Genomic DNA, 22,336 nt, shown 5'->3' on the forward strand with positions numbered 1-22,336 from the left:
TGGAGGGCATCGTAGCATGACGGTAACCCGCCCCGTCCTCCGGTATCACGGCAGCAAGTTCCGCCTGGCGCCGTGGGTGATGAGCTTCTTCCCGGCGCACAGTTGCTATGTTGAGCCGTACGGTGGTGGCGCCGGCATCCTGCTGCAGAAAGAGCGCGTGCCGGCCGAGTGCTACAACGATCTCGACGGCTTAGTGGTGAATGTGTTCCGCGTGCTACGCGACCAGGACAAGGCGCTCGAGCTGCAGCGACGGGTGTCGCTTACACCTTTCTCGCGCGAGGAATTCGACTGGTCCTATGAGCCGGCCGTCGACGACATCGACAGCGCGCACAAGTTGATCGTCCGCTCGTTCTTCGGCCACGGCTCCGACAGCGCCACGCGCGGGTGCCGCACCGGTTTTCGGTCGAAACTAACCGACGGCCGCGGCCTGCCGTCGGCAGAGTGGATGCGCTGGCCCGATGCCATCCCGACCTTCACGCGGCGCCTGCAGGGAGTACTGCTGGAGAACCGAGACGCGATCGAGGTGGTCGCCCGCATGGACAACCCTGGCACGCTGATCTACGCGGACCCGCCCTATGCGCACACCACCAGGTCGGCAATCCAGGGCAGATCGGCGAAGACGCACGGGTACCGGCACGAAATGACCGACGACGACCATCGCCGACTGGCCGCAGTACTCCGCCGCTCGAGCGCGATGGTAGTGCTGTCCGGCTACCCCAGCAGCCTCTACGACGACGAGTTGTTTCCCGACTGGGAGCGCCACGAGCGCCGGCATATGGCCGACGGCGGCCGCGCGCGCACCGAAGTGGTCTGGCTCAACCCGGCATGCTCGTCCGCGATCGAGCGGCAGCGTGCGCAGATGGAATTGATCGCATGACGCGCGCTACTCATTCAAGGCCGCTTGTCTTCACCAGGTGCGGGCGGAAGGTACGAGAGCATCTCCGTCAGGAACGCTTCCTCGACATCATCGTACTCAGGCGTGCCACGCACGCAGTCCTCTGGGTTCTTCAACCCCTTCGCCTTGCGGATCGCGCGAACGGAGTCTTCGAAGTTGCGGGCCTCTTCCCGAAGGGGATGGTCGTAGGGGAGTTCATGGAGCGGCTTGGAAGTCATGCATCCGTTGACGGCCGCATTCCCGAATACTTGAGATGTAGTAAGCGCCATTTATCCCGAATTATTCAAAATCGATAATTAGCAACCACATGCGTATCTGCCAATGAAGTGAGTATGGAAGCAGCAGCGCGCTCTATTATCGAAACAACCCGGCAGGACTGGGAGAAGCGGATGGAATCACTGACCCTAAGCAAAGAAGAGATCATCGAGGCCACCGGCTACCGGCGCGCCGCCGAGCAGCTGGAGGCGCTCAACAAGGCCGGTATCCCGGCGGACCGCCGTCCCGATGGCAGCGTGCGCGTCTGGCGCCACCACATCATGGGTGTCGGCAGCCAGCCGGCGCAGAAGCAACAACGCCGCCGCGGCCCCGAACTCGCGTCGGATAGGAAGGCAGCATGATCGGTCGCCGGAAAAAGGCCTCGCCGCTTCCCTCGCGCGTCTATGAGAAGCACGGATCTTGGTGGTTCGTGGACATCAAGCGGAAGTGGCACAAACTGTGCCGTGTCGAGGAGGGGCTAACCAAGCTCTACACGGAGCTGGCGCGGTTCAGCCGGGAGGCCGATGCCAAGCCGACGAACAACATGCCGGCGCTCATCGATGAATGGCTGGTGCAGAAACTGCCGAAATATGCTCTGGGCACGCGCGAGGAATATCGGCGCATGGCCACCTTCCTCAAGGCCGAATTCGACCGAGAGTGGATGCCTGAGGACGTGAAGCCGCGGCATGTGGCGCGATTCCTCGATAAGCACTTTTCCACCAAGCCGAACGCCAGCAACAGTACCGCGCCCTGCTCTCGGTGATCTTCACCTATGCCGTGCGCAAGGGGCTGTGCGATCGAAACCCGGTTCGGGAGGTGGCCGGAGCCAGCGAAGGCAAGCGGGATCGCTATATCACGGACGCCGAGCTGGACGCTGTCCGGGCCGCGGCGCAGATTGGCAAGGACGGGAAGTCGACGCCATCCGGCCTGGCCATCATGGCGCTGATCGACCTGGCATATCAAACGGCCCAGCGCATCGGGGATTTGCTCGAGCTGAAGTGGTCAGACGTGAGCGACGAAGGCATCCTATTCCACCCGGCCAAGACGGTGAATAGCAGCGGCGTGCGGATGCTCGTAGAGATGACTCCCGAGTTACAAGCCACGCTGAACATGGCCAAGGGCGGCAAGGTGAAGGCGATCGGCCCCGTGATCAGCACCCAGACGGGCGGCAAATTCACCTATAGCGGCGCCCAGACGGCCTGGAAGCGAGCATGCCAGCGGGCGCTGGAGAGCTATGAGGCTAGCTGCAAGAATGTGGGGAAAGAGCCTGATGCATTACACCTGACGGGTATGCATTTCCATGACCTGCGGGCCAAGGCACTAACTGACAAGGGAAGAACGGAGGGTGCCGCAGCGGCCCAAGCACTCGGTGGGCACACTACGGCTGAGATGACGGCGCACTACACGAAGGCTCGGACACTAGAGCGAGTCACGCCGGTATCGAGAACTCGAATGAACTAGGGCTCAACGACCTGCCTTCCAGGCTACACGTTCCATCTTTATAGGAATGGCTCGCAGGATCTCGTTGATGATCTGGTGGTACTGAACATCTTTATGGAGGTACTGCTCCATCATTTCGATCACTGCCCCCTTCTTCCCGTCTTCAGTTTGCATCAACAATGGAACTATGGCGAAGCGATCACCCTTTTTTCGCTTCTCGGCCATTGCATGGTCAACCTCCGTCGCCAACCAATCTTTATCTTGGAAATGCGGAGTCACGAAAAACACTGCAGCACATGAAGACACCATACCCTCTTTGATTGCGCGCTCGAGATTCGCTCCGGCGGGCATCATGTCCTCATCAAGCCAGGGGTCTAGTCCAATCTCCCTAAGCGTCTTCGCTACGTCCCGGACGATCCCCTTGTCGATAGACTTATGGCTAAGAAAGATCCGCTTCGGACGATCCTGCTCAACTTCTGCCACGTATCTCTCCTTTTCTGCTTCGAACAAGATTGCAGCAGCCTCTTGAACCACACGGACCGCCCGTCCATCGCCTTGCACTGAAAACTCGATGCCCGGCAAAGCGATGACCTTAGGTACGATGAATGAGATTTGCTGCATGACCCGCAGGAAATCCTCGGGCAGTTCCCCTACTCCGAGCAGCGTAGCAGCGTCATCTACCACACCCAGACACGCATCGGCTAGGCCGATCTCTGCCAGCGGACCGGCAATATGCGTCGGAATATGACGTGATGAACCGCCCGAAACGACGAGGAGAGAACCTTGATCACCAAAACAAAAGATCAGATCCCGTTTATGGAGGGGAATGTAGCCTCGCGCTATATCCGGGTGACCACCCAGCATTTGATCCAGATGGCGTTCGATTTCGGCGAGGGTGTCCGAGTAGGGACGAAAGACAACGGTACCAAAGACTTTCGCGTGCGTGTAGTCGGTCCAAGACATCGAGTACCCCTGCTATATGCAGTACATAACAGATCGCCGCAAACCAACCCATACGTCAGCCAACCGGACGGCCGGGATGGCTCGTTGGCAGCCAAGTTAGACAACGCTGCTCAAGTTAGACAAAAGGCCTAGCGAGTAAAACCCGCTAGGCCTTCTTAATACTGGTCGGGGCGAGAGGATTTGAACCTCCGACCACCTGCACCCCATGCAGGTACGCTACCAGGCTGCGCTACGCCCCGAAAGAAAAAGATTATAGCAGAAGCAATTCTCAGCTGGCTAGACCTTAATGCACTTTTTATTCGTGCCGCGCGATCTGCCTGAGTTGCGCGAGCAGGTGCTGGACTTCCACCAGCTCATTGCGCAGGTTGTTGATGTCGAGCGAGAAGACCGGTGCCTCGTCGGCCGGCACCGCTGCGACCACTTCCTGCTCGTCTTCGGCGGGCGCATGGCTTTGCTGGCGGCCTTCGTCGAGGCGATTGCGCGCGCCGTTGATGGTGAAGCCCTGCTCGTACAGCAGATCGCGGATGCGACGGATCAGCAGGACTTCGTGATGCTGGTAGTAGCGCCGGTTGCCGCGCCGCTTGACGGGCTTGAGCTGCGTGAACTCCTGCTCCCAATAGCGCAGCACATGCGGCTTGACAGCGCAAAGCTCGCTGACTTCGCCGATGGTGAAGTAGCGCTTGGCGGGAATCGGCGGCAACGAAATGCGTTCGCTGGGTCTTTCCGACATACGGTGAATGGGCGGGCTTCAGGCCGTGCCGGCAGTGGTTGTGGTGTCCGCGCAGGCAGGCACGCGGACGTGCGAGCCGATGCGGATCGGCAGATAGCTGGACAGGATAGCGACTGGCCGTGCTGCTGGCAAACGATCAGCCCGGCACCGCCAGGCCGGCGCGCTCTTCCACCAGGCCCTTGAGCTTCTGGCTGGCGTGGAAGGTCACCACGCGCCGTGCGGTGATGGGAATGATCTCGCCGGTCTTGGGATTGCGCCCGGGGCGTTGCGGCTTGTCTCGCAACTGGAAGTTGCCGAAGCCGGACAGCTTGACGCTGTCGCCATGTTCCAGCGCTTCGCGAATCACGTCGAAGAAGGCCTCGACCATGTCCTTGGATTCGCGCTTGTTGAGACCGACCTGGTCGAACAGCATTTCGGCGAGTTCGGCCTTGGTGAGCGTGGGTACCTCGGCTGCGCGGGCGTCGGAGGCCTCGTCATCGAGAGATGCTGCCTGCCGGTCGCCTGCCTCACCCATTGCTGCGGCCATGAGATGCGCGTGTCGATCGTTCATTGTCATTCAGTGTGCGATCCGCCCGGATGCGGAGGTCCGGGCGCTCCATTGTCATGTCAGCTGGTGGATCAGCCGCGCAGCCGCGCCTGGAATGCGGCGCCTGCGGCTTCGACCATGCAACGCACCGCGCTGTCGACGGTTTCGTCCTGGAGGGTCGCCCCAGTATCTTGCAAGGTCAGGCGGAACGCAAGGCTTTTCTCGTCCGCGCCGATGGCCGCCGAAGCCGCCTTCGGGCGGAATTCGTCGAACAGCACGAGGCTCTGGCAGTAGCGGCCGTAGCCTTGTTTTTCCAGGGCATCGCGCATGGCGTCGAGCAGGTCCTGCACGCGCACGGGCTGCTTCACCACCAGCGCCAGGTCGCGCACGGCGGCCGGGAACTTGGAGATTTCGGTGTAGCCCGGCAGCCCTGCTTCGCGCAGCGCCTGCAGGTCCAGCTCGAACACCACCGGCGCCTGGCTGAGCTCATACTCCTGCAGCCAGCGCGGATGCAGTTCGCCGATCACGCCGGCCACCTTGCCGTCGATCACCACTTGCGCGGCCCGGCCCGGATGCAGCGCGGGATGCGAGACCGGCTCGAAGCGCGCCACGCGCGGATGCAGCAGCGCCTCGACATCGCCCTTGACGTCGAAGAAGTCCACCGGGCGCGTTGCCACGCCCCATTGCTCTTCAGAGGCCGGGCCATAGGCGATGCCACCTGCCACCATCGGCTGACGATAGCCGGCCACGGTCAGTCCGCCGTCCGCCACCGATGCATCGCGATGGAACACGCGGCCCACCTCGAACATGCGCACGCGCGCGGCCTTGCGGTTGAGGTTGTAGCGCACCTTGTCGAGCAGGCCGCCGATCAGCGTCGAGCGCATCACCGCAAGCTGGCTGGCGATCGGGTTGAGCAGGCGGATCGGATTGTCGTTGCTGGCGAAGTCGCGTTCCCACTTCTCTTCGACGAAGGCGAAGTTGATCACTTCCTGGTAGTCGCGCGCGGCGATCGCGTGGCGCACCACGTGGGTGGAGCGGCGCGCCTCGTCGGTCGGGCGCATCTCGCTCTCGGCCACCGGAGGACGTGCCGGGATGCGCTCGAAGCCGTAGATGCGGGCCACTTCCTCGATCAGGTCTTCCTCGATCTCGATGTCGAAGCGGTAGCTCGGCGGCGTCACCACGAACACCTCGCCATCCGCGCCCTGCTCGCGCGTGAAGGAGAGCTGCAGGCGCTGGAACACGTCGGCGATTTCCGCCGGCGACAGTTCGATGCCGAGCACGCGCTCGGCGCGCGCCACGCGCAGATGCACCGGCTTGCGCTGCGGCAGGTTGACGACCTGGTCGTCGACCGGGCCGGCCTGGCCGCCGCAGATGTCGAGGATGAGCGCGCTGATGCGCTCGATGTGCTCGACCGTGGTGGCGTAGTCCACGCCGCGCTCGAAGCGGTGTCCGGCATCGGTCGCGAAATTGAAGCGGCGCGAGCGGCCCTGGATCGCTTCCGGCCACCAGAAGGCGGCTTCGAGGTAGATGTTGGTGGTGTCGAGCGTGACCGCGGTGCTGTCGCCGCCCATGATGCCGGCCAGGCTCTCGATTTCCTTGTCGTCGGCGATCACGCCGACCTGCTCGTCGAGTTCCACGGTATTGCCGTTGAGCAGCTTGAGCTGTTCACCCTTGCGGGCCCAGCGCACGTCCAGCCCGCCGTGGATCTTGTCCAGGTCGAACACGTGCGACGGGCGGCCCAGTTCGAGCATCACGTAGTTGGAGATGTCCACCAGCGCCGAGATGCTGCGCTGGCCGGCGCGCTCGAGGCGCTGGACCATCCATGCCGGCGTGGCCGCGCGTGCGTTCACGCCGCGGATCACGCGGCCGGAGAAACGGCCGCACAGGTCGGGCGCCGACACCTTGACCGGCAGCTTGTCGGCCAGCGTCACTGCGACCGGCTTCATCTCCGGCAGCGTCAGCGCCGCGCCGGTGAGCGCGGCGACTTCGCGCGCCACGCCGTGGATCGACAGGCAGTCCGCCTTGTTGGGCGTGAGCTTGATGACGAAGACCTGGTCATCCAGGTCCAGGTACTGGCGGATGTCCTGGCCGATCTTTGCATCCTCGGGCAGGATCATCAGGCCGCCGTGGTCTTCCGACAGCTTGAGCTCGCGCGCGGAGCACAGCATGCCGAAGCTGTCTACGCCGCGCAGCTTGCCCACCTTGATCTCGAACGGCTTGCCGCCCGCCTCGGACGGCGGCAGCACCGCGCCGACCAGCGCGCACGGCACCAGGATGCCGGGCGCCACGTTGGGCGCGCCGCACACGATCTGCAGCGTCTCGCCGGTGCCGGCATCGACCTGGCAGACATTGAGGCGGTCGGCGTTGGGATGGCGTTCGGTGGAGAGCACGCGGGCCACCACCACCTTGTCGAACGGCGGCGCGACCGGACCGACCTCTTCCACTTCGAGCCCGGCCATGGTCAGGCTGTGCGAGAGCGCATCGGTGGAGATCTTGTCGGGATTGACGAAACTGCGAAGCCAGGATTCCGAGAATTGCATGGCGCTTCTGATCCGGTAAGTATTCTGTTCTGTTGAGTCGGTGACGTAATGCTCGGACGCGTGCGCGGCCTCAGGCGAACTGGCGCAGGAAACGCGCGTCGCCTTCGAAGAACAGGCGCAGGTCGTTGATGCCGTAGCGGAGCATGGTCAGGCGTTCGAGGCCGGAGCCGAAGGCGAAGCCGATGTAGCGCTCGGGGTCCAGCCCCATGTTGCGCAGCACGTTCGGGTGCACCTGGCCCGAGCCGGAGATCTCCAGCCACTTGCCCGCATTTTTCCCCTCCTCGAAGGCCATGTCGATTTCCGCCGACGGCTCCGTGAACGGGAAATACGACGGGCGGAAGCGCACCTGGATGTCATCGCGCTCGAAGAACTTGCGCAGGAAATCTGCGTAGACGCCCTTGAGGTCGGCAAAGCTCACGTCCTCGCCGATCCACAGGCCTTCGACCTGGTTGAACATGGGCGAGTGCGTGGCGTCGCTGTCGACGCGGTAGGTGCGCCCCGGGCAGATCACCTTGATCGGCGGCATGTCGCGGCCCTTGTACTTCTCCACGTGCATGCGCGCATAGCGGACCTGCATCGGGCTGGTGTGGGTGCGCAACAGCAGGAGCTTGTCCTCGCTGTCGCGGCCGTCCACGTAGAAGGTGTCCTGCATCGAACGGGCCGGATGGTTGTCCGGATTGTTCAACGCGGTGAAGTTCATCCAGTCGGTCTCGATCTCGGGGCCGTCGGCCACGTCAAAGCCGACCGAGCCGAAGATCTGCTCGACGCGTTCCCAGGTACGCATCACCGGGTGCAGGCTGCCGCGCGCCACCGCGCGGCCGGGCAGCGTCACGTCGATGGCCTCGGCGGCCAGCCGCGCGTTCATCAGTGCATCGGCCAGCGCCTGGCGGCGCGCGTTCAGCGCGGCTTCGACCCGCTGCTTGGCCTGGTTGATGCGCGCGCCTTCGCTCTTGCGCGTTTCCGGGTCGAGCTTGCCGAGGCTCTTGAGCAACTCGGTAAGCGCGCCGGTCTTGCCGAGAAAGCGGGCTTTCTCGTTTTCCAGCGTGGCGTTGTCGTTGGCGGCGGCGAAGGCGGCCTGGGCGTCGGCGACGATTTGATCCGGATCCAGAGACATGGCGGCGGTCGGCGATAGATTTGGCGTCCGGGTCACGCGGGGCCCGGGCGTGGGGTTGGCACTAAGTGCGATGTAGATGCCGGGCCCCGCGCGGCACCGGGCGGCGCGGAGCTCGTTTCGGATGCCGTCTTGCCCACCGCGCTTCGCAGCCCGGCGTAGCACACGCAAAAACGGCATTCGAAATAAAAACGGGGCTCGGTGAGGAGCCCCGTTTCTTGCAGGTCCGCCGGAAGTCGAGTCCGGTGGAGATGCTGTCGACCTTGCGGTCGGTGCTTGCCCCCGGCCTGCCACGCGGTTAGCGCGGCAGGCCGGAGCCGGCATCAGGCAACGGAGGCTTTCACCTGGTTGACGATGGCGGCAAAGGCAGGCTTGTCATGGATAGCCATGTCCGACAGCACCTTGCGGTCCAGTTCAATCGAGGCCTTCTTCAGACCGTTCATGAACACGCTGTAGGTCATGCCATGCTCGCGCGTAGCAGCATTGATACGCGCAATCCACAGAGCGCGGAACACGCGCTTCTTGTTGCGGCGATCGCGGTACGCGTACTGGCCAGCACGCATGACCGCCTGCTTGGCGATACGGTAGACGTTATTGCGACGGCCGCGGTAACCCTTGGCAGCGTCAATGACTTTCTTGTGGCGGGCCCGTGCAGTGACCCCACGCTTTACTCGAGGCATGAAATGCTCCTTTCGTTTTCGTTAGGGGTTATGCGTAAGGCATCATTGCGCGAACGGACTTCAGGTTCGTCTCATGGACGTCCTGGGTGCCGCGCAGTTGACGCTTATTCTTGGTGGTCTTCTTGGTCAGAATGTGACGCTTGAAGGCCTGGCCACGCTTGAACGAACCATTCGGACGCGCAGTAAAGCGCTTGGAAGCGCTTTTCTTGGTCTTCATCTTCGGCATGAAAAACTCCAGCTCTTTGACATGCATGCAGGTGGCCGGCTAGCGCCGACGCTTGCATAACCCGCATCCACTTATTGTTGCGCGAGGCCGCGAGCGGCCATCTGCGCTGCATTCGCACGCCGCCACGCCCGGCGGAATTCTCCACCGGGCCGCGGCAACGCGCAGAATCTTACTTCTTCTTCTTGGGAGCCAGCACCATCACCATCTGGCGCCCTTCCATCTTCGGCATCTGCTCGACCTGGCCGACTTCTTCCAGATCCGCCTTCAGGCGTTCGAGCACACGCGCGCCGATTTCCTGGTGCGCCATCTCATGGCCGCGGAAACGCAGCGTGATCTTGGTCTTGTCGCCGTCTTCAAGGAAGCGCTTAAGGTTGCGCAGCTTGACGTTGTAGTCGCCATCATCCGTACCCGGCCGGAACTTGACTTCCTTGACCTGGATGATCTTCTGCTTCAACTTGGCGTCGTGCGCGCGCTTGGCTTCCTCGTACTTGAACTTGCCGTAGTCCATGATACGGGCAACCGGAGGCACCGCGGTCGGCGCGATCTCCACCAAGTCCAAGTCCTTATCCTCAGCCAGGCGAAGCGCGTCCATGAACTTGACGATGCCGAGTTGCTCATTATCAACCCCGACCAGGCGCAATTCGGGTGCGCTGATTTCGCGATTGATGCGATGACCTTTGTCTGTAGCGATGTTGCGTTACCTCAAGAAGACAAAAAACAAGCCGTGCTCATCCCATCAGGCTTTGCTGGCAACGTCCTGTTGCAGACGCTCCACAAACGCGGAAACAGGCATCACACCCAGATCCGCATTGCCACGGGCACGCACGGCCACTTGATTGGCATCCCGCTCCTTGTCGCCCACCACTAGCAGGTAGGGAATCTTCTGAAGGGAATGCTCGCGGATTTTATACGTAATTTTCTCGTTACGCAAATCCGCCTTAGCCCTAAATCCTTGTTTTTGCAGAAGTTGCACGACGTTTTCGGCATATTCTGCCTGTGAGTCGGCAATATTCAGCACTACGACCTGATCCGGCGCCAGCCAGGCTGGCAGCGCGCCCGCATGGTTTTCCAGCAGGATGCCCAGGAAGCGCTCGAAGGAGCCCAGGATGGCCCGGTGCAGCATCACGGGACGCTTGCGCGAATTGTCCTCGGAGACGTATTCCGCACCCAGGCGCTCCGGCAGCACCAGGTCGAGCTGCAGCGTACCGCACTGCCACGAGCGGCCGATGGCATCCTTGATGTGGTATTCGACCTTCGGGCCGTAGAAGGCACCCTCGCCCGGCAGTTCTTCCCACTCCACGCCACAGGCGCGCAACGCCAGCCGCAGGCCTTCCTCGGCGTGATCCCACACCTCGTCCGAACCGGCGCGCTGCTCGGGGCGCAGCGACAACTTGACCGCCACGTCCTTGAAGCCGAAGTCGTCGTAGACGGAGAAGGCCAGCTCGTTGAAAGCCTTGGCCTCGGCGACGATCTGCTCTTCGGTGCAGAAGATATGCGCATCATCCTGCACGAAACCGCGCACGCGCATCAGGCCGTGCAGCGCGCCCGAGGGCTCGTTGCGGTGGCAGGCGCCGAACTCGGCCAGGCGCAGCGGCAGGTCGCGGTAGGAGCGCAGGCCGTGGTTGAAGATCTGCACGTGGCCGGGACAGTTCATCGGCTTGATCGCGTAGTCGCGCTTCTCCGACTCCGTGACGAACATGTTCTCCTTGTAGTTCTGCCAGTGGCCCGACTTCTCCCACAGCGAACGGTCCATCACCTGCGGCGTGCGCACTTCCTCATAACCGGCCTGCGTCAGGCGGCCGCGCATGTATTGCTCCACCGCCTGCCACACCTGCCAGCCCTTCGGGTGCCAGAACACCATGCCAGGCGCCTCTTCCTGCAGGTGGAATAGGTCGAGCAGCTTGCCCAGCTTGCGGTGGTCGCGCTTCTCGGCTTCCTCCAGCATGTGCAGGTAGGCTTCCTGGTCTTCCTTCTTGGCCCAGGCCGTGCCGTAGATACGCTGCAGCATCTCGTTCTTGGCGTCGCCGCGCCAGTAGGCGCCGGCCACCTTCATCAGCTTGAAGACCTTGAGCTTGCCCGTGGAAGGCACGTGCGGGCCGCGGCACAGGTCGACGAACTCGCCTTCGCGGTACAGGCCGATTTCCTGGTCCTGCGGAATCGAGGCAATGATCTCGGCCTTGTACTTCTCGCCCATCGACTCGAACAGCTTCACCGCCTCGTCGCGACTCCAGACCTCGCGCGTCACCTTCTCGTCCTTCTTGGCGAGCTCGGCCATCTTCTTCTCGATGGCAACGAGGTCCTCGGGCGTGAAGGGGCGCTTGTAGGCGAAGTCGTAGTAGAAGCCGTTCTCGATCACCGGACCGATCGTCACCTGCGCTTCCGGATACAACTCCTTGACGGCGTAGGCCAGCAAGTGCGCCGTCGAATGGCGGATCACGTCGACGCCGTCGGCGTCCTTGTCAGTCACGATGGCCAGGCCGGCGTCCTGCTCGATCAGGTAGCTCGTGTCGACCATGCGGCCGTCCACCTTGCCGGCCAGGGCCGCCTTGGCCAGGCCGGCGCCAATGCTCTGCGCCACTTCTGCGACCGTCACCGGGCCGGGAAACTCGCGGCGGGAACCATCCGGCAGCGTGATTGCGATCATCTTGCACCTCATCAGGAATCCGCCCGCCGGTCTCGTTGTCTCGGCAAGCGGATGAAAAGCATCTTGTAGCACCGGGCGACCATGCATCGGCACGGGCCAGGCAGCGGGGACTTTCACCCGGTCGGATCCACCGGGGACCGGGCAGCATATCAGGCAGCTAACGAGCGACAGACGAAAAAAAACGCAGCCAAGGCTGCGTTATTCTCAATTCAACCCCGGACGATCCGGGATCAAGGCGCACCTCGACTACTGTCGCTAATTAGCGGTAGTAGTTCGCGATGTCTTCATCATGGCGCCTTCCATTCCTGTGAACGGGTTGAACCGGGTACTGCGATACTGCGTTTGCTGCTGCTTACTGCCAAGCTACTTCTTGCTGCAATGCTTTTGGTAGGCTCGATTGGACTCGAACCAACGACCCCCACCATGTCAAGGTGGTGCTCTAACCAGCTGAGCTACGAGCCTACTGCCACACTACTGCCGCCTTACTTCATTACTTCATTACTTCTTTTTCTGCTGCACGCTAGTGCACTACCAGAATTGCTTACCACTGCGAATTCATTGGTAGGCTCGATTGGACTCGAACCAACGACCCCCACCATGTCAAGGTGGTGCTCTAACCAGCTGAGCTACGAGCCTAGCGAAAGCGCGAGTATAGCATCACTTTCTTTTCGCCTGCAAGACCCCTGCCACGTCTTCTATCAATCCGAGTGCGCGCTGCAACTGCGTCGCCTCCGACACCTCGGCCGTGAACTGCATGCGCGCCACGCCCTTGCTCGACAGCGTCTTCACGCCGGTAACATTGATCTTCTCGCGCGACAGCACTTCGGAGATATCGCGCAGCAGGCCTTGCCGGTCGACTGCCTCCACGTGGATGTCCACCGGATACACCGCATCGCTCTTCTTGCCCCACTCGGTCTGGATCACGCGCTCCGGCGCGCGCGCCGAAAGCTGGCAGAACGTGTGGCAGTTGCGGCGGTGAATGGAGACGCCGCGCCCGCGCGTGACGAAGCCGACGATATCGTCCGGCGGCGCCGGCTTGCAGCACCTGGACATCTGCGTCATCAGCGAGTCCACGCCCACCACCAGCACGCCGCTCTTGGCGCCACGCGCCACGCTGGTGGCGCGGCTCTTCTTGGTGACGGCCTCTTCCTCGCTCAGCGCGGTGACGGGCCCCGCGCCTTCCGGATGGCGCAGGGCCTGCTCCACATGGCGCAGGCTGAATTCTTCCTTGGCGACGGCAGCGAACAGGTCGTCCGGCGTCTTGAAGCCAAGCCGCGTGGCCAGGTCGTCGAGGTTGACCGCGGTCTTGCCTTCGCGCTGCAGCGACTTGTCGATCAGCGCCCGCCCCTGCGAAATGGTCTCCTGCGAGTCGAGCGCGTTGAACCAGGCCCGCACCTTGGCCCGCGCGCGCGGCGCGGCAAGATAGCCGAGCTCGGCGTTGAGCCAGTCGCGCGACGGCCCGCCCTGCTTGACGGCGATGATCTCCACCGTCTGCCCGTTCTTGAGCGGCGTATTGAGCGGCACCATGGTGCCGTCCGCGCGCGCGCCGCGGCAGCGGTGGCCCAGGTCGGTATGCAGGTAGTAGGCAAAGTCCACCGGCGTGGCGCCCTGCGGCAGCGCGACCACGCGCGCCTGCGGCGTCAGCACGTAGATGTGGTCGTCGATGGCGGCGTGCTTGAGCTGCTCCCACGATTCATCGTGCGCCACCGAGTGGTCGGCGTCGTCTTTCCAGGCCAGCAGCTGGCGCAGCCAGGCGATCTTCTCGTCGTAGCGCTCGCTGGCCGAGAACTGGCCGCTATAGCCCTTGGAACCGGCCTCCTTGTAGCGCCAGTGCGCCGCCACGCCGTACTCGGCGAAATGATGCATCTCCTGGGTGCGGATCTGCACCTCGAAGGCGCGCCCGTCGTCGCCGATCACCACCGTGTGCAGCGACTTGTAGCCGTTGGACTTGGGCCGGGAGATATAGTCATCGAACTCGCGCGGGATCGGCTGCCAGATATGGTGCACGATGCCCAGCACGGTGTAGCAATCCTTGATGTCGTCCACGATCACGCGGAAGGCGCGCACGTCGTAGAGGTCGGCAAAGTCGAGTTCCTTGCCGCGCATCTTCTTCCAGATGCTGTAGATATGCTTAGGCCGGCCCGTCACCTCGGCGCGGATGCCGGCCGTCTCGAGCTCGGATTGCAGCCGCGCGATGGCGCTGGCGATATAGCCCTCGCGCTCGATGCGCTTCTCGTCGAGCAGCCTGGCGATGCGCTTGTAGGTATCGGGCTGCTCGAAGCGGAATGCCAGGTCCTCCAGCTCCCACTTCATCTGCCAGATACCGAGCCGGTTGGCCAGCGGCGCGTAGATGTCCAGCGTTTCGCGCGCCACCCCGGGCAGCGGCTGCGCCTTGACCTGCGCCAGCCAGCGCAGCGTCTGCAGGCGCGAGGCCAGCCGCACCAGCACCACGCGGATATCCTGCGCGAAGGCAAGCAGCATCTTGCGCAGCGCTTCCACCTGTTCCTGGCGCGCGGCGATCTCGTCCTTGGTCGTTTCCGGCGCCCCGCTGTGGCCCACCGCGATGGCGCCGATGCGCAGCAGCTGGCGCACGCCCTTGACCAGCCGCGCGACTTCCTCGCCGAAGCGTGGCTCGATTTCCGCCTCGCAGCCAGGCACGAAGGCCGCCACCGCAAACAGGCACGCGGCGGCGCGCGCGGCATCGTCGACGCGCAGGCCGTCGAGCACCTTCAGCATGCCCTCGGCATGCGTCAGCACGGGCTCCCCGGTCGGCAGCAGCGCGGCGCTGCCGCGCTCGCGCACATAGGCCAGCGCCCGCTCCACCAGTCCGGCATCGGGCGTACCGGCAACCTGCCCGGTCAGGTCAGTCGACGTCACCATCTTGCAGCACCAGCCCTCACTTGAGCGCGGCGGTCACGACCACTTCGATCAGGTACTGCGGATTGGCCAGGCGCGCTTCCACCGTAGCGCGCGGCGGCGTGTGGCCCTGCACCACCCACTCGTCCCACACCTCGTTCATCTCGCCGATGTTGTCCACATTGGTAAGGAAGATCTGGCATGAGAGGATCCGGCTCTTGTCGCTGCCGGCTTCGTTGAGCAGCCGCTCGATATGGCCCAGCACCTCGCGGGTCTGGCCACGCAGGTCGGCGGCGGGATCGACTTCCGGCACCTGGCCGGCAAGGTAGACCACGCCGTTGTAGATCGCGTATTCGGACAGGCGCTTGCCCACGTGGGCGCGCTTCAGTTCATCGGTACTCATGGCAATACTCTGGTCTCTGATGCTTGGTTCATTCGCTTGAAAGGCGGCCGGCCCCGGCCGGCCTCAGGCCGCGCCCAGGAAAAACTGCTTGGCGATGGCCACCTGCGCCGGATCGATGAAGGTCGGCGCATGGCCCACATCCTGCACCTCCACGGCACTGACATTGCGCCCGCGCGCCACCATCTCGGCCACGGTCTCGCGCGTGAGCAGGTCGGACTGGGCGCCGCGCACCACCAGCGTCGGCGCCTGGATGGCCTCGAACATATGCCACAGCGCCGCCTCGCCCGCCGCCACCTGCTCGGGCGTGGTCTCGCGGAACGGCAGCGCCATCGCCGGATCGTAATGCAAGCCCCATTCCAGGCCTTCGGCGCCCTGCACCGGCTTGAGGATGGCGCCGTTGAGCTCGCGCCACTGCTCGGGCGTATGCCGGCCGAACGAGGCGCTGATGGTCTGCAGGTAGGCCAGGCCTTCCTCGAAGGTCTTGAAGCGCACCGGCAGGCCCAGGTAGGCGCCGATCCGCTCCACCGCCGAGGCCGCCAGGCGCGGGCCCACGTCGTTGAGCAGCAGCTTGCGCACCGGCGACTTGGGCAGGCCGGCCAGGCCCATGCCGATCAGCCCGCCCATCGAGGTGCCGAACCAGTCGACCTGCTCGACGTTGAGCCGCGCGATCAGCGTGATCATGTCCGACGCGTACTGCGGCACGACATAGCGGCGCGGATCGGCCAGCCAGTCCGAGCGGCCGCGCCCGACCACGTCGGGGCAGACCACGCGGTACTCACCGCACAGCGCGGCCGCCACGGTATCGAAATCGCGGCCGGTGCGCGTCAGGCCATGCACGCACATCAGGACACGGGGATTGGCGGGGTCGCCCCACTCGTGATACGCCATGCGGTGGAGCCCCGCCGGGCTGATGCACTGGACGAAGCCGAGGCGCGGACTGGCTGACATCTGAACTCCCTGGCAAGACGTTATCGAAGCAGCGCCGCCGGCAGGCGGCGCGCGATTGGGCAAAGCTGGATTGTACGCTGCAGCAGTTACAATGCCACAGCATCGGGCTGGCGCCGCCACGCATGCGCTGCCAGCGCGCGCAGCCGCGATCTTCGGACAACCACACTCCCGCGTCCATTACATTTTCCGACGGAGACATCCATGCTTGAAGGCAAGACGGCACTGGTCACTGGCTCGACCAGCGGTATCGGTCTGGGCATCGCGCAGGCGCTCGCCGCCCAAGGCGCCAATATCATCGTCAACGGCTTCGGCGACGCCGAGGCCGCCAAGCGCGAAATCGCGCAAGCCGGCGCGCAAGCCGGCGCGGGCATCCGCGTGGGCTACCACGGCGCCGACATGAGCAAGTCCGCCGAGATCGAGGACATGATGCGCTACGCCGAGGCGGAATTCGGCGGTGCCGACATCCTCGTCAACAACGCCGGCATCCAGCACGTCGCCAATATCGAGGATTTCCCGCCCGAGCGCTGGGATGCCATCATCGCCATCAACCTGACCTCCGCCTTCCACACCACGCGCCTGGCGCTGCCCGGCATGAAGCGCAAGGACTGGGGCCGCATCATCAATATCGCCTCCGTCCACGGCCTGGTGGCGTCGGCGCAGAAGTCGGCCTACGTGGCCGCCAAGCACGGCATCGTCGGCTTCACCAAGGTGACCGCGCTGGAGACCGCGCAGACCGGCGTTACCGCCAATGCGATCTGCCCGGGCTGGGTGCTGACCCCGCTGGTGCAAAAACAGGTGGAAGCGCGCGCGCAGAAGGACGGCATCCCGGTGGAACAGGCCAAGCAGGACCTGGTCATCGAGAAGCAGCCGTCCGGCCAGTTCGTCACGCCGGAGGAGCTCGGCGCGCTGGCGGTGTTCCTCTCCAGCGATGCCGCGCGCCAGGTGCGCGGCGTGGCCTGGAACATGGACGGCGGCTGGGTGGCGCAGTAAGCGCAGGGAGCCGCCATGCAAAGACGCCGCTTCATCGGGGCCCTGGCGACGGGCGCCACCGCCGCGCTTGCGCTGCGCGGCGCCCAGGCCGCGCCGGTGCTGGCCATCGAAGTCTTCAAGAACCCGGATTGCGGCTGCTGCGAAGGCTGGGTCGAGCACTTGCGGGCGAATGGCTTCGCCGTCACGGTGCGCAATGTGGACGATACGGAACCGCATCGCGCGCGGGCCGGCATTCCCGCGCGCTTCGGATCCTGCCACACCGGGCGCATCGCCGGCTACGGCATCGAGGGGCATGTGCCCGCGGCCGACATCAAGCGGCTGCTGGCCGCCAAGCCTGATGCCGCGGGCCTCGCGGTGCCGGGCATGCCGGTCGGCTCGCCGGGCATGGAACAAGGCCCGCGCAAGGACCCGTTCGACGTCCTGCTGATCCGCAGGGATGGCGCAGCCTCGGTCTTCGCCAGCTACAACCGGCGCAGCGCATAAGGCAAGAATGGCCGCGTCGCGGCCATTCCGGGGTGCGGGCGAGGCCCGTGCGAGCGCCATCTCCGCGCTGGTATGCTCCCCGCTCCCGCAAGCGGGAACGGGGAGACTACACATGGCATTGCTGCCATCGGCAGATCAGAGCAGCGTCGCGCCGGTCTTGCTCTGGATCTCTTCGCGGCTTACGCCAGGCGCCGTTTCCACCAGCTTGAGACCTGCATCGGTGATGTCGATCACGCCGAGGTCGGTGATGATGCGGTTGATCACGCCCACGCCCGTCAGCGGCAGGTTGCAGGACTTCAGGATCTTGATGTCTTCGCTGCCGTCCTTCTTCTTGGCGGTGTGCTCCATCAGCACCACCACACGGCCGACGCCGGCAACGAGGTCCATCGCGCCACCCATGCCCTTGACCATCTTGCCCGGGATCATCCAGTTGGCCAGGTCGCCGCGCTCGCTGACCTGCATCGCACCCAGGATGGCCAGGTTGATATGACCGCCGCGGATCATCGCGAACGAGTCCGCCGAGGAGAAGATCGACGAGCCCGGCAGCGTGGTCACGGTCTGCTTGCCGGCGTTGATCATGTCGGCGTCGACTTCCGCCTCGGTCGGGAACGGGCCGATGCCAAGCAGGCCGTTCTCGGATTGCAGCCACACCTCCATCCCTGCCGGGACGTGGTTTGCCACCAGGGTCGGCAGGCCGATACCCAGGTTGACGTAGAAGCCGTCCTGCAGTTCGGTCGCGGCGCGCGCCGCCATTTCGTCACGTGTCCATGCCATGATGTCTCTCCTCAGCTGGCGGCACGCACGGTGCGCTGCTCGATGCGTTTCTCGGGGGTGGCGTTCACCACGATGCGCTGCACGAAAATGCCCGGCGTATGGACCTCGTCCGGGTCCAGCGTGCCGGTCTCGACCAGGTGCTCGACCTCGACCAGGGTGACCTTGCCCGCCATCGCGCACATCGGGTTGAAGTTGCGCGCCGTGCGGCGGAATACCAGGTTGCCTGCGCGGTCCGCCTTGTAGGCCTTGACCAGCGCCACGTCGGCAGTCAGGGCGCGCTCCATCACGTATTGCTGCCCGTCGAACTCGCGGATTTCCTTGCCTTCCGCGACGATGGTGCCGACGCCGGTCTTGGTAAAGAAAGCCGGGATGCCCGAGCCGCCGGCGCGCAGCTTCTCGGCAAGCGTGCCCTGCGGCGTGAATTCCAGCTCCAGTTCACCGGCCAGGTACTGGCGCTCGAACTCCTTGTTCTCGCCCACGTAGGACGAGATCATCTTCCTGATCTGGCGCGTGGCGAGCAGCATGCCCAGGCCGAAGCCATCCACGCCGGCGTTGTTCGAGATGCAGGTTAGCTGCTTGGCGCCGCTGTCGCGCAGCGCCTCGATCAGAGCCTCGGGGATGCCGCACAGACCGAAGCCGCCGACCGCGATCGTCTGGCCGTCGCGGACGACGCCCGCGAGCGCCTCTGCGGCGCTGGCGTAGACCTTGTTCATCTTTATCTCCTTCCTCGGTGATTTTCCTGTCGCTGCGCCCGCCTTCCGGAGTGCCGCCGGCGAGCCACGCAGGGAAATTGTAACGGTACAATCGGGCGGAGATCGCCCGCTGCCCAACGTCCGACAGCATACGCATGGGCGGCATCCCGCGCCAATACGTAAAACTACATAAGCCAATGTCCGCCATCGACTACCAGACCGCCTTCCAGCTCGCCCCCGTCGGACTCGTGCTGTCGCGCGAGCGCGTGATAGAGGACTGCAACGACGAGCTGTGCCGCATCTTCGGCACCACGCGGCAGGCACTGCTCGGGGAATCGTTCCAGGTACTCTACCCCACCGCCGACGAATTCGAGCGCACCGGCGCACGGATCGTGCCGATCATGAACGCAAAGGGAGCCTACTCGGACGAGCGCATCATGAAGCGCGCCGGAGGCGAACTGTTCTGGTGCCACGTCACCGGCCGCTCGCTGGACCGACAGACTCCGCTTGGCGCGGGCATCTGGACCTTCGAGGATCTCTCGCAGAAGCGTCCCGTCACCGCCGAACTGACGGCGCGCGAGCGCGATATTGCCGCGCAGCTGGTGGACGGCAAGACCAGCAAGCAGATCGGCAAGCTGCTGTCGATCAGCCCGCGCACCGTGGACATCTACCGTGCGCGCCTGATGAAGAAATACGGGGCCCACACCGCGGTGGACCTGGTGCAGCGCCTGGTCAACCACTGAGCGGCGCGGTAGCGCCCCGCCCGGCCCTACGCCATCAGCGCCCGGATCGCCGCCGGTACCGGAACCGATTTTTCCGCCTCGTAGTCGCACCACACCACCTTGGCGCCGCCCTCGGCGTAGACCACGTCAGGCTGGTCCGTGCGGCGGATCTCCATGCGGGTCTCGAAGCTGGTGCGGCCCAGTTCGCCGGCGGACATGCGGCACTCGATGTCGCCGGGATAGCGCAGCTGCCGGATAAAGGTCATGTGCGCATTGATGATGACCGGGCCGTGGCCGGCGGCATCCTTGCCGCCATGCCCGAGCGACTCGAACCAGGCGATGCGCGCCTGTTCCAGGTAGCGGAAGTAGACCGTGTTGTTGACATGGCCCATGGCGTCCATGTCGCCCCACCGGATGGGCATGCGCAGAGTGAATACGGGTTTCATGGCCGCTAGCCTACCACCCGTGGCGCGTTGCTTCCATCGGCCAAAGCGATGATTCCAGGCCTCAGCCGCCGCTCAGGCGGGTGTGCGCGGGCAATTCGAATGGCGTATCGGGCGGCAGGTAGGCAGACGCGCTGGGACGTGGCCAGCCCTCGAAGGCGCCGGACTCCGGCGCCTCGTCGTCGCCGGCCGGATCGACGGCAACGCCGTAGTGCCCGAAATCGTTGCGGCTGGCCACGGCTCGCGCCGGCACCGGCCGCGGCCGCATCGGCAACCGGGGCTCGACCTGCGGCGCATTCGCGGCGGGGGCGGCGGCACCGAGTGGGACGGGAGGCCGGGCGGCGGCGGCAAATGCCGAAACCAGCGGCGACACGGCCGCAACGGCCGCGACGGCCTCGGGGACGAAGGACGGGACAGCTTCCGGCTCGCCCTGCGCCACGGGCACCGGCACCGGCGATTGCGGGGCAACCACAGCCGGCGTCTCCGGGGCAGCCACAGCCGGCGCCTGCTTCGTCAGGACGGCCGGCGAGGCTTCGTCGCGCAACGCCACGCTGGCAAGCCAGGCCACCAGCACCAGCATGCCCCCGCCCAGGGTGCCGGCCACCAGGCTGCGCTGCCGCGCCAGGCGCAGCACGCGTGCCTGGCGCGGTCCGGCTTCCGCCAGATGCCGCCTGACGGCGGCGGTGCGCATGGCCTCAAGCGACTCGCGCACCGCGAAATTCGTACCCCACGGCGGCGGCACGTCATGGCTTGCCGGCAACGGCGAGGCGCCGGAAGCCGGGCTGGAAGCTCGGTTGGCAGCTGGACTGGTGACAGATCTGGCGAGAGAGCTGGAACGGGACACGGCGTACCCCCTGGAGCGCGATGGCGACACAGTCTCGCCGGCCCGTCCGGAAGAAACTGTCAGCGCAGGATCTTAGGCCCGCGACGACGGCATGCGATTCGGACGAAACGCATTCTGGCTGGGGAAAATTCGGAAAACGCCGCCAGCGGAGGACGGCTTCGGCATCAGCCGCAGGGGAGGCGGGATGGGCTCCACCCGCGGCGCCACCGGCGGCAAGTCCGGCGGATCGGGACGAACTGCCGGCAGCCCGCGCCACAGGTGGCGGGCGGCCCGGCCGCTCAGTGGCGCGGCTGGCGGCTGCCGTGCGCCGGCGGCGAGGCCAGGCCAGAATCCACCAGCGAAGACTCCATGCGGCGGATCTGCTGCTGCAACTGATCCAGACGGACGCGCGAAGCACGGCTCTCGACTTCGGCGCTCTGCACTTCGGCACGGTTGGCCTGCTGCTCTTCGGCAATGCGCTGGCGCTGGGCCTGCATCACCCGCAGGTCTTCATTGAGGGCGTTGGCACGCGCCTCGGTGTCCTGCAAGGCACGGTCATAGGCACGCTTCTGCGATGCCAGCACCTGGCGCCGGATATCATCGCTGGCCCAGGCCGCGCTCTGCCTGGTCACCTGGCGGTAAGCCTGCTCGGCGGCGCCGATCGACTCGAAGCGGAAGACCCGCCACAGATTCTTCTGATAGAACAGCGCCACGTAGCACACCACCTGATCGTCGGCCAGCATCAGGGTGGTGCCGTAGTCGCCGTTGTAGCTGGTGCGCAGCTCGCGCACGGTGCGGTCGCGCAAGCGCTGCTGCAGTTCGGACACCAGCCCCAGCGAGGCAGACGACGCCTGCAGGTTGTCGGCCGGTGCCGCACCCGCGCCCAGCGACGCTGCCGATGCCGTTACGGGCTCGACGGCCGCCAGCACGCCAGCGGCGGACATCGACAACGCCAGGCCGATCAGGCTGGCTAGCAAGGGGGCGCGGCGGGAGTTGTTCAACATGGCGTTCCGGCTTGGACTGGGCGAGGGTTCGGGTTCTGGGACATAACCATGGCGGCAAAGCCACGGCAGCATGCCAAGGACACCGTCGCGACCGCGATGATGCGCCACGCGCACACGGTCACCGGCGAATTCTAGCAAGCATGTGTATTAACGGCCGCGTTTTGTCACGCTTGATAGCAAATGCAGCC

The 22,336-nt window shown here is 64.7% G+C and carries 25 protein-coding genes and 3 tRNA genes; 7 read left to right on the forward strand and 21 right to left on the reverse strand.

Going from position 1 to position 22,336, the window contains the following annotated elements:
* Positions 1-16: 16 nt before the first annotated feature.
* Complete coding sequence (locus AC1DK4_RS06820; protein ID WP_441616403.1) at positions 17-877, forward strand: DNA adenine methylase; 861 nt, start codon at positions 17-19, stop codon at positions 875-877.
* Between the two features lie 14 nt (positions 878-891).
* On the opposite strand, the gene AC1DK4_RS06825 is transcribed toward AC1DK4_RS06820, so the two are convergent.
* Complete coding sequence (locus AC1DK4_RS06825; protein WP_441616405.1) at positions 892-1,113, reverse strand: hypothetical protein; 222 nt, start codon at positions 1,111-1,113, stop codon at positions 892-894.
* 171 nt (positions 1,114-1,284) lie between these two features.
* On the opposite strand from AC1DK4_RS06825, the gene AC1DK4_RS06830 reads away from it, so the two are divergent.
* The 3 genes from AC1DK4_RS06830 to AC1DK4_RS06840 are packed head-to-tail and all read left to right on the forward strand — an operon-like array spanning position 1,285 to position 2,611.
* Positions 1,285-1,512, forward strand: coding sequence for a DUF4224 domain-containing protein (locus AC1DK4_RS06830; RefSeq protein ID WP_441616407.1), 228 nt, complete (start codon positions 1,285-1,287; stop codon positions 1,510-1,512).
* On the forward strand, positions 1,509-1,913 hold the full coding sequence (locus tag AC1DK4_RS06835) for a hypothetical protein (protein ID WP_441616408.1): 405 nt from the start codon (positions 1,509-1,511) through the stop codon (positions 1,911-1,913). Before AC1DK4_RS06830 ends, AC1DK4_RS06835 begins: the two co-directional genes overlap by 4 nt.
* Positions 1,910-2,611 carry a tyrosine-type recombinase/integrase gene (locus tag AC1DK4_RS06840; RefSeq protein ID WP_441616410.1) on the forward strand — a complete coding sequence of 234 codons (702 nt, stop codon included), beginning with the start codon at positions 1,910-1,912 and terminating at the stop codon, positions 2,609-2,611. Before AC1DK4_RS06835 ends, AC1DK4_RS06840 begins: the two co-directional genes overlap by 4 nt.
* Before the next feature lie 3 nt (positions 2,612-2,614).
* On the opposite strand, the gene AC1DK4_RS06845 is transcribed toward AC1DK4_RS06840, so the two are convergent.
* The 15 genes from AC1DK4_RS06845 to AC1DK4_RS06915 form a co-directional block, all read right to left on the reverse strand.
* A complete protein-coding gene (locus AC1DK4_RS06845) occupies positions 2,615-3,553 on the reverse strand; it encodes a toll/interleukin-1 receptor domain-containing protein (protein WP_441616412.1) in 939 nt (312 codons plus the stop codon).
* A 162-nt stretch (positions 3,554-3,715) separates the two neighbouring features.
* Positions 3,716-3,792: transfer RNA gene (locus AC1DK4_RS06850), tRNA-Pro, on the reverse strand.
* Between the two features lie 56 nt (positions 3,793-3,848).
* Positions 3,849-4,283: a MerR family transcriptional regulator gene (locus AC1DK4_RS06855; RefSeq protein WP_441616414.1), complete on the reverse strand. Its 435-nt coding sequence runs from the start codon at positions 4,281-4,283 to the stop codon at positions 3,849-3,851.
* Positions 4,284-4,419: 136 nt separating this feature from the next.
* The gene (locus AC1DK4_RS06860; RefSeq protein ID WP_441616416.1) at positions 4,420-4,833 is read right to left on the reverse strand and encodes an integration host factor subunit alpha; all 414 of its coding nucleotides are present in this window, start codon (positions 4,831-4,833) and stop codon (positions 4,420-4,422) included.
* A 68-nt stretch (positions 4,834-4,901) separates the two neighbouring features.
* Positions 4,902-7,349 (reverse strand): phenylalanine--tRNA ligase subunit beta, encoded by a 2,448-nt coding sequence (gene pheT / locus AC1DK4_RS06865; RefSeq protein WP_441616418.1) that lies wholly within the window; start codon positions 7,347-7,349, stop codon positions 4,902-4,904.
* A 70-nt stretch (positions 7,350-7,419) separates the two neighbouring features.
* Complete coding sequence (gene pheS, locus AC1DK4_RS06870) at positions 7,420-8,463, reverse strand: phenylalanine--tRNA ligase subunit alpha (protein ID WP_441616420.1); 1,044 nt, start codon at positions 8,461-8,463, stop codon at positions 7,420-7,422.
* A gap of 320 nt (positions 8,464-8,783) precedes the next feature.
* Positions 8,784-9,140: a 50S ribosomal protein L20 gene (gene rplT / locus AC1DK4_RS06875; protein ID WP_092595867.1), complete on the reverse strand. Its 357-nt coding sequence runs from the start codon at positions 9,138-9,140 to the stop codon at positions 8,784-8,786.
* A 28-nt stretch (positions 9,141-9,168) separates the two neighbouring features.
* Positions 9,169-9,366 (reverse strand): 50S ribosomal protein L35, encoded by a 198-nt coding sequence (rpmI, locus tag AC1DK4_RS06880; RefSeq protein WP_006575466.1) that lies wholly within the window; start codon positions 9,364-9,366, stop codon positions 9,169-9,171.
* A 169-nt stretch (positions 9,367-9,535) separates the two neighbouring features.
* Positions 9,536-10,057 carry a translation initiation factor IF-3 gene (gene infC / locus AC1DK4_RS06885; protein WP_477131442.1) on the reverse strand — a complete coding sequence of 174 codons (522 nt, stop codon included), beginning with the start codon at positions 10,055-10,057 and terminating at the stop codon, positions 9,536-9,538.
* A gap of 45 nt (positions 10,058-10,102) precedes the next feature.
* Positions 10,103-12,010, reverse strand: a complete 1,908-nt coding sequence (gene thrS / locus AC1DK4_RS06890; protein WP_441616423.1) for a threonine--tRNA ligase — start codon at positions 12,008-12,010, stop codon at positions 10,103-10,105.
* A gap of 385 nt (positions 12,011-12,395) precedes the next feature.
* A tRNA-Val gene (locus AC1DK4_RS06895) sits at positions 12,396-12,472 on the reverse strand.
* 97 nt (positions 12,473-12,569) lie between these two features.
* Positions 12,570-12,646, reverse strand: a tRNA-Val gene (locus tag AC1DK4_RS06900).
* Positions 12,647-12,667: 21 nt separating this feature from the next.
* A complete protein-coding gene (locus tag AC1DK4_RS06905; RefSeq protein WP_441616425.1) occupies positions 12,668-14,890 on the reverse strand; it encodes a RelA/SpoT family protein in 2,223 nt (740 codons plus the stop codon).
* A 16-nt stretch (positions 14,891-14,906) separates the two neighbouring features.
* Positions 14,907-15,269 carry a RidA family protein gene (locus AC1DK4_RS06910; protein ID WP_441616427.1) on the reverse strand — a complete coding sequence of 121 codons (363 nt, stop codon included), beginning with the start codon at positions 15,267-15,269 and terminating at the stop codon, positions 14,907-14,909.
* A 63-nt stretch (positions 15,270-15,332) separates the two neighbouring features.
* On the reverse strand, positions 15,333-16,217 hold the full coding sequence (locus AC1DK4_RS06915; RefSeq protein WP_441616429.1) for an alpha/beta fold hydrolase: 885 nt from the start codon (positions 16,215-16,217) through the stop codon (positions 15,333-15,335).
* Positions 16,218-16,418: 201 nt separating this feature from the next.
* Between AC1DK4_RS06915 and AC1DK4_RS06920 the strand changes: the two genes are divergently transcribed.
* A complete protein-coding gene (locus AC1DK4_RS06920; RefSeq protein ID WP_441616431.1) occupies positions 16,419-17,207 on the forward strand; it encodes a 3-hydroxybutyrate dehydrogenase in 789 nt (262 codons plus the stop codon).
* A 15-nt stretch (positions 17,208-17,222) separates the two neighbouring features.
* On the forward strand, positions 17,223-17,690 hold the full coding sequence (locus AC1DK4_RS06925; RefSeq protein WP_441616433.1) for a DUF411 domain-containing protein: 468 nt from the start codon (positions 17,223-17,225) through the stop codon (positions 17,688-17,690).
* Between the two features lie 135 nt (positions 17,691-17,825).
* Here the strand turns inward: AC1DK4_RS06925 and AC1DK4_RS06930 are convergent, their stop codons facing one another.
* Entirely contained in the window at positions 17,826-18,464 is a 639-nt protein-coding gene (locus AC1DK4_RS06930) for a CoA transferase subunit B (RefSeq protein WP_441616435.1), read from the reverse strand.
* A gap of 11 nt (positions 18,465-18,475) precedes the next feature.
* Positions 18,476-19,177 carry a CoA transferase subunit A gene (locus AC1DK4_RS06935; RefSeq protein WP_441616437.1) on the reverse strand — a complete coding sequence of 234 codons (702 nt, stop codon included), beginning with the start codon at positions 19,175-19,177 and terminating at the stop codon, positions 18,476-18,478.
* 176 nt (positions 19,178-19,353) lie between these two features.
* Here AC1DK4_RS06935 and AC1DK4_RS06940 point away from each other — a divergent pair, with 176 nt between their 5' ends.
* The gene (locus tag AC1DK4_RS06940; RefSeq protein ID WP_441616438.1) at positions 19,354-19,899 is read left to right on the forward strand and encodes a PAS domain-containing protein; all 546 of its coding nucleotides are present in this window, start codon (positions 19,354-19,356) and stop codon (positions 19,897-19,899) included.
* A gap of 26 nt (positions 19,900-19,925) precedes the next feature.
* Here AC1DK4_RS06940 and AC1DK4_RS06945 read toward each other — a convergent pair whose 3' ends face one another.
* The 3 genes from AC1DK4_RS06945 to AC1DK4_RS06955 form a co-directional block, all read right to left on the reverse strand.
* A complete protein-coding gene (locus AC1DK4_RS06945) occupies positions 19,926-20,324 on the reverse strand; it encodes an acyl-CoA thioesterase (RefSeq protein ID WP_441616440.1) in 399 nt (132 codons plus the stop codon).
* A gap of 61 nt (positions 20,325-20,385) precedes the next feature.
* Positions 20,386-21,033: a hypothetical protein gene (locus tag AC1DK4_RS06950; protein ID WP_441616442.1), complete on the reverse strand. Its 648-nt coding sequence runs from the start codon at positions 21,031-21,033 to the stop codon at positions 20,386-20,388.
* A gap of 410 nt (positions 21,034-21,443) precedes the next feature.
* On the reverse strand, positions 21,444-22,148 hold the full coding sequence (locus AC1DK4_RS06955) for a DUF2968 domain-containing protein (protein WP_441616444.1): 705 nt from the start codon (positions 22,146-22,148) through the stop codon (positions 21,444-21,446).
* Positions 22,149-22,336 lie beyond the last annotated feature (188 nt).

The sequence above is a fragment of the Cupriavidus sp. 05N38 genome (genome assembly GCF_056397345.1).

Coding starts and splice junctions, on each gene's coding strand:
- AC1DK4_RS06820 (WP_441616403.1), top strand. CDS start 17: ATGACGGTAACCCGCCCCGTCCTCCGGTATCACGGCAGCAAGTTCCGC.
- AC1DK4_RS06825 (WP_441616405.1), bottom strand. CDS start 1,113: ATGACTTCCAAGCCGCTCCATGAACTCCCCTACGACCATCCCCTTCGG.
- AC1DK4_RS06830 (WP_441616407.1), top strand. CDS start 1,285: ATGGAATCACTGACCCTAAGCAAAGAAGAGATCATCGAGGCCACCGGC.
- AC1DK4_RS06835 (WP_441616408.1), top strand. CDS start 1,509: ATGATCGGTCGCCGGAAAAAGGCCTCGCCGCTTCCCTCGCGCGTCTAT.
- AC1DK4_RS06845 (WP_441616412.1), bottom strand. CDS start 3,553: ATGTCTTGGACCGACTACACGCACGCGAAAGTCTTTGGTACCGTTGTC.
- AC1DK4_RS06855 (WP_441616414.1), bottom strand. CDS start 4,283: ATGTCGGAAAGACCCAGCGAACGCATTTCGTTGCCGCCGATTCCCGCC.
- AC1DK4_RS06860 (WP_441616416.1), bottom strand. CDS start 4,833: ATGAACGATCGACACGCGCATCTCATGGCCGCAGCAATGGGTGAGGCA.
- pheT (WP_441616418.1), bottom strand. CDS start 7,349: ATGCAATTCTCGGAATCCTGGCTTCGCAGTTTCGTCAATCCCGACAAG.
- pheS (WP_441616420.1), bottom strand. CDS start 8,463: ATGTCTCTGGATCCGGATCAAATCGTCGCCGACGCCCAGGCCGCCTTC.
- rplT (WP_092595867.1), bottom strand. CDS start 9,140: ATGCCTCGAGTAAAGCGTGGGGTCACTGCACGGGCCCGCCACAAGAAA.
- rpmI (WP_006575466.1), bottom strand. CDS start 9,366: ATGCCGAAGATGAAGACCAAGAAAAGCGCTTCCAAGCGCTTTACTGCG.
- thrS (WP_441616423.1), bottom strand. CDS start 12,010: ATGATCGCAATCACGCTGCCGGATGGTTCCCGCCGCGAGTTTCCCGGC.
- AC1DK4_RS06905 (WP_441616425.1), bottom strand. CDS start 14,890: ATGGTGACGTCGACTGACCTGACCGGGCAGGTTGCCGGTACGCCCGAT.
- AC1DK4_RS06910 (WP_441616427.1), bottom strand. CDS start 15,269: ATGAGTACCGATGAACTGAAGCGCGCCCACGTGGGCAAGCGCCTGTCC.
- AC1DK4_RS06915 (WP_441616429.1), bottom strand. CDS start 16,217: ATGTCAGCCAGTCCGCGCCTCGGCTTCGTCCAGTGCATCAGCCCGGCG.
- AC1DK4_RS06920 (WP_441616431.1), top strand. CDS start 16,419: ATGCTTGAAGGCAAGACGGCACTGGTCACTGGCTCGACCAGCGGTATC.
- AC1DK4_RS06925 (WP_441616433.1), top strand. CDS start 17,223: ATGCAAAGACGCCGCTTCATCGGGGCCCTGGCGACGGGCGCCACCGCC.
- AC1DK4_RS06930 (WP_441616435.1), bottom strand. CDS start 18,464: ATGGCATGGACACGTGACGAAATGGCGGCGCGCGCCGCGACCGAACTG.
- AC1DK4_RS06935 (WP_441616437.1), bottom strand. CDS start 19,177: ATGAACAAGGTCTACGCCAGCGCCGCAGAGGCGCTCGCGGGCGTCGTC.
- AC1DK4_RS06940 (WP_441616438.1), top strand. CDS start 19,354: ATGTCCGCCATCGACTACCAGACCGCCTTCCAGCTCGCCCCCGTCGGA.
- AC1DK4_RS06945 (WP_441616440.1), bottom strand. CDS start 20,324: ATGAAACCCGTATTCACTCTGCGCATGCCCATCCGGTGGGGCGACATG.
- AC1DK4_RS06955 (WP_441616444.1), bottom strand. CDS start 22,148: ATGTTGAACAACTCCCGCCGCGCCCCCTTGCTAGCCAGCCTGATCGGC.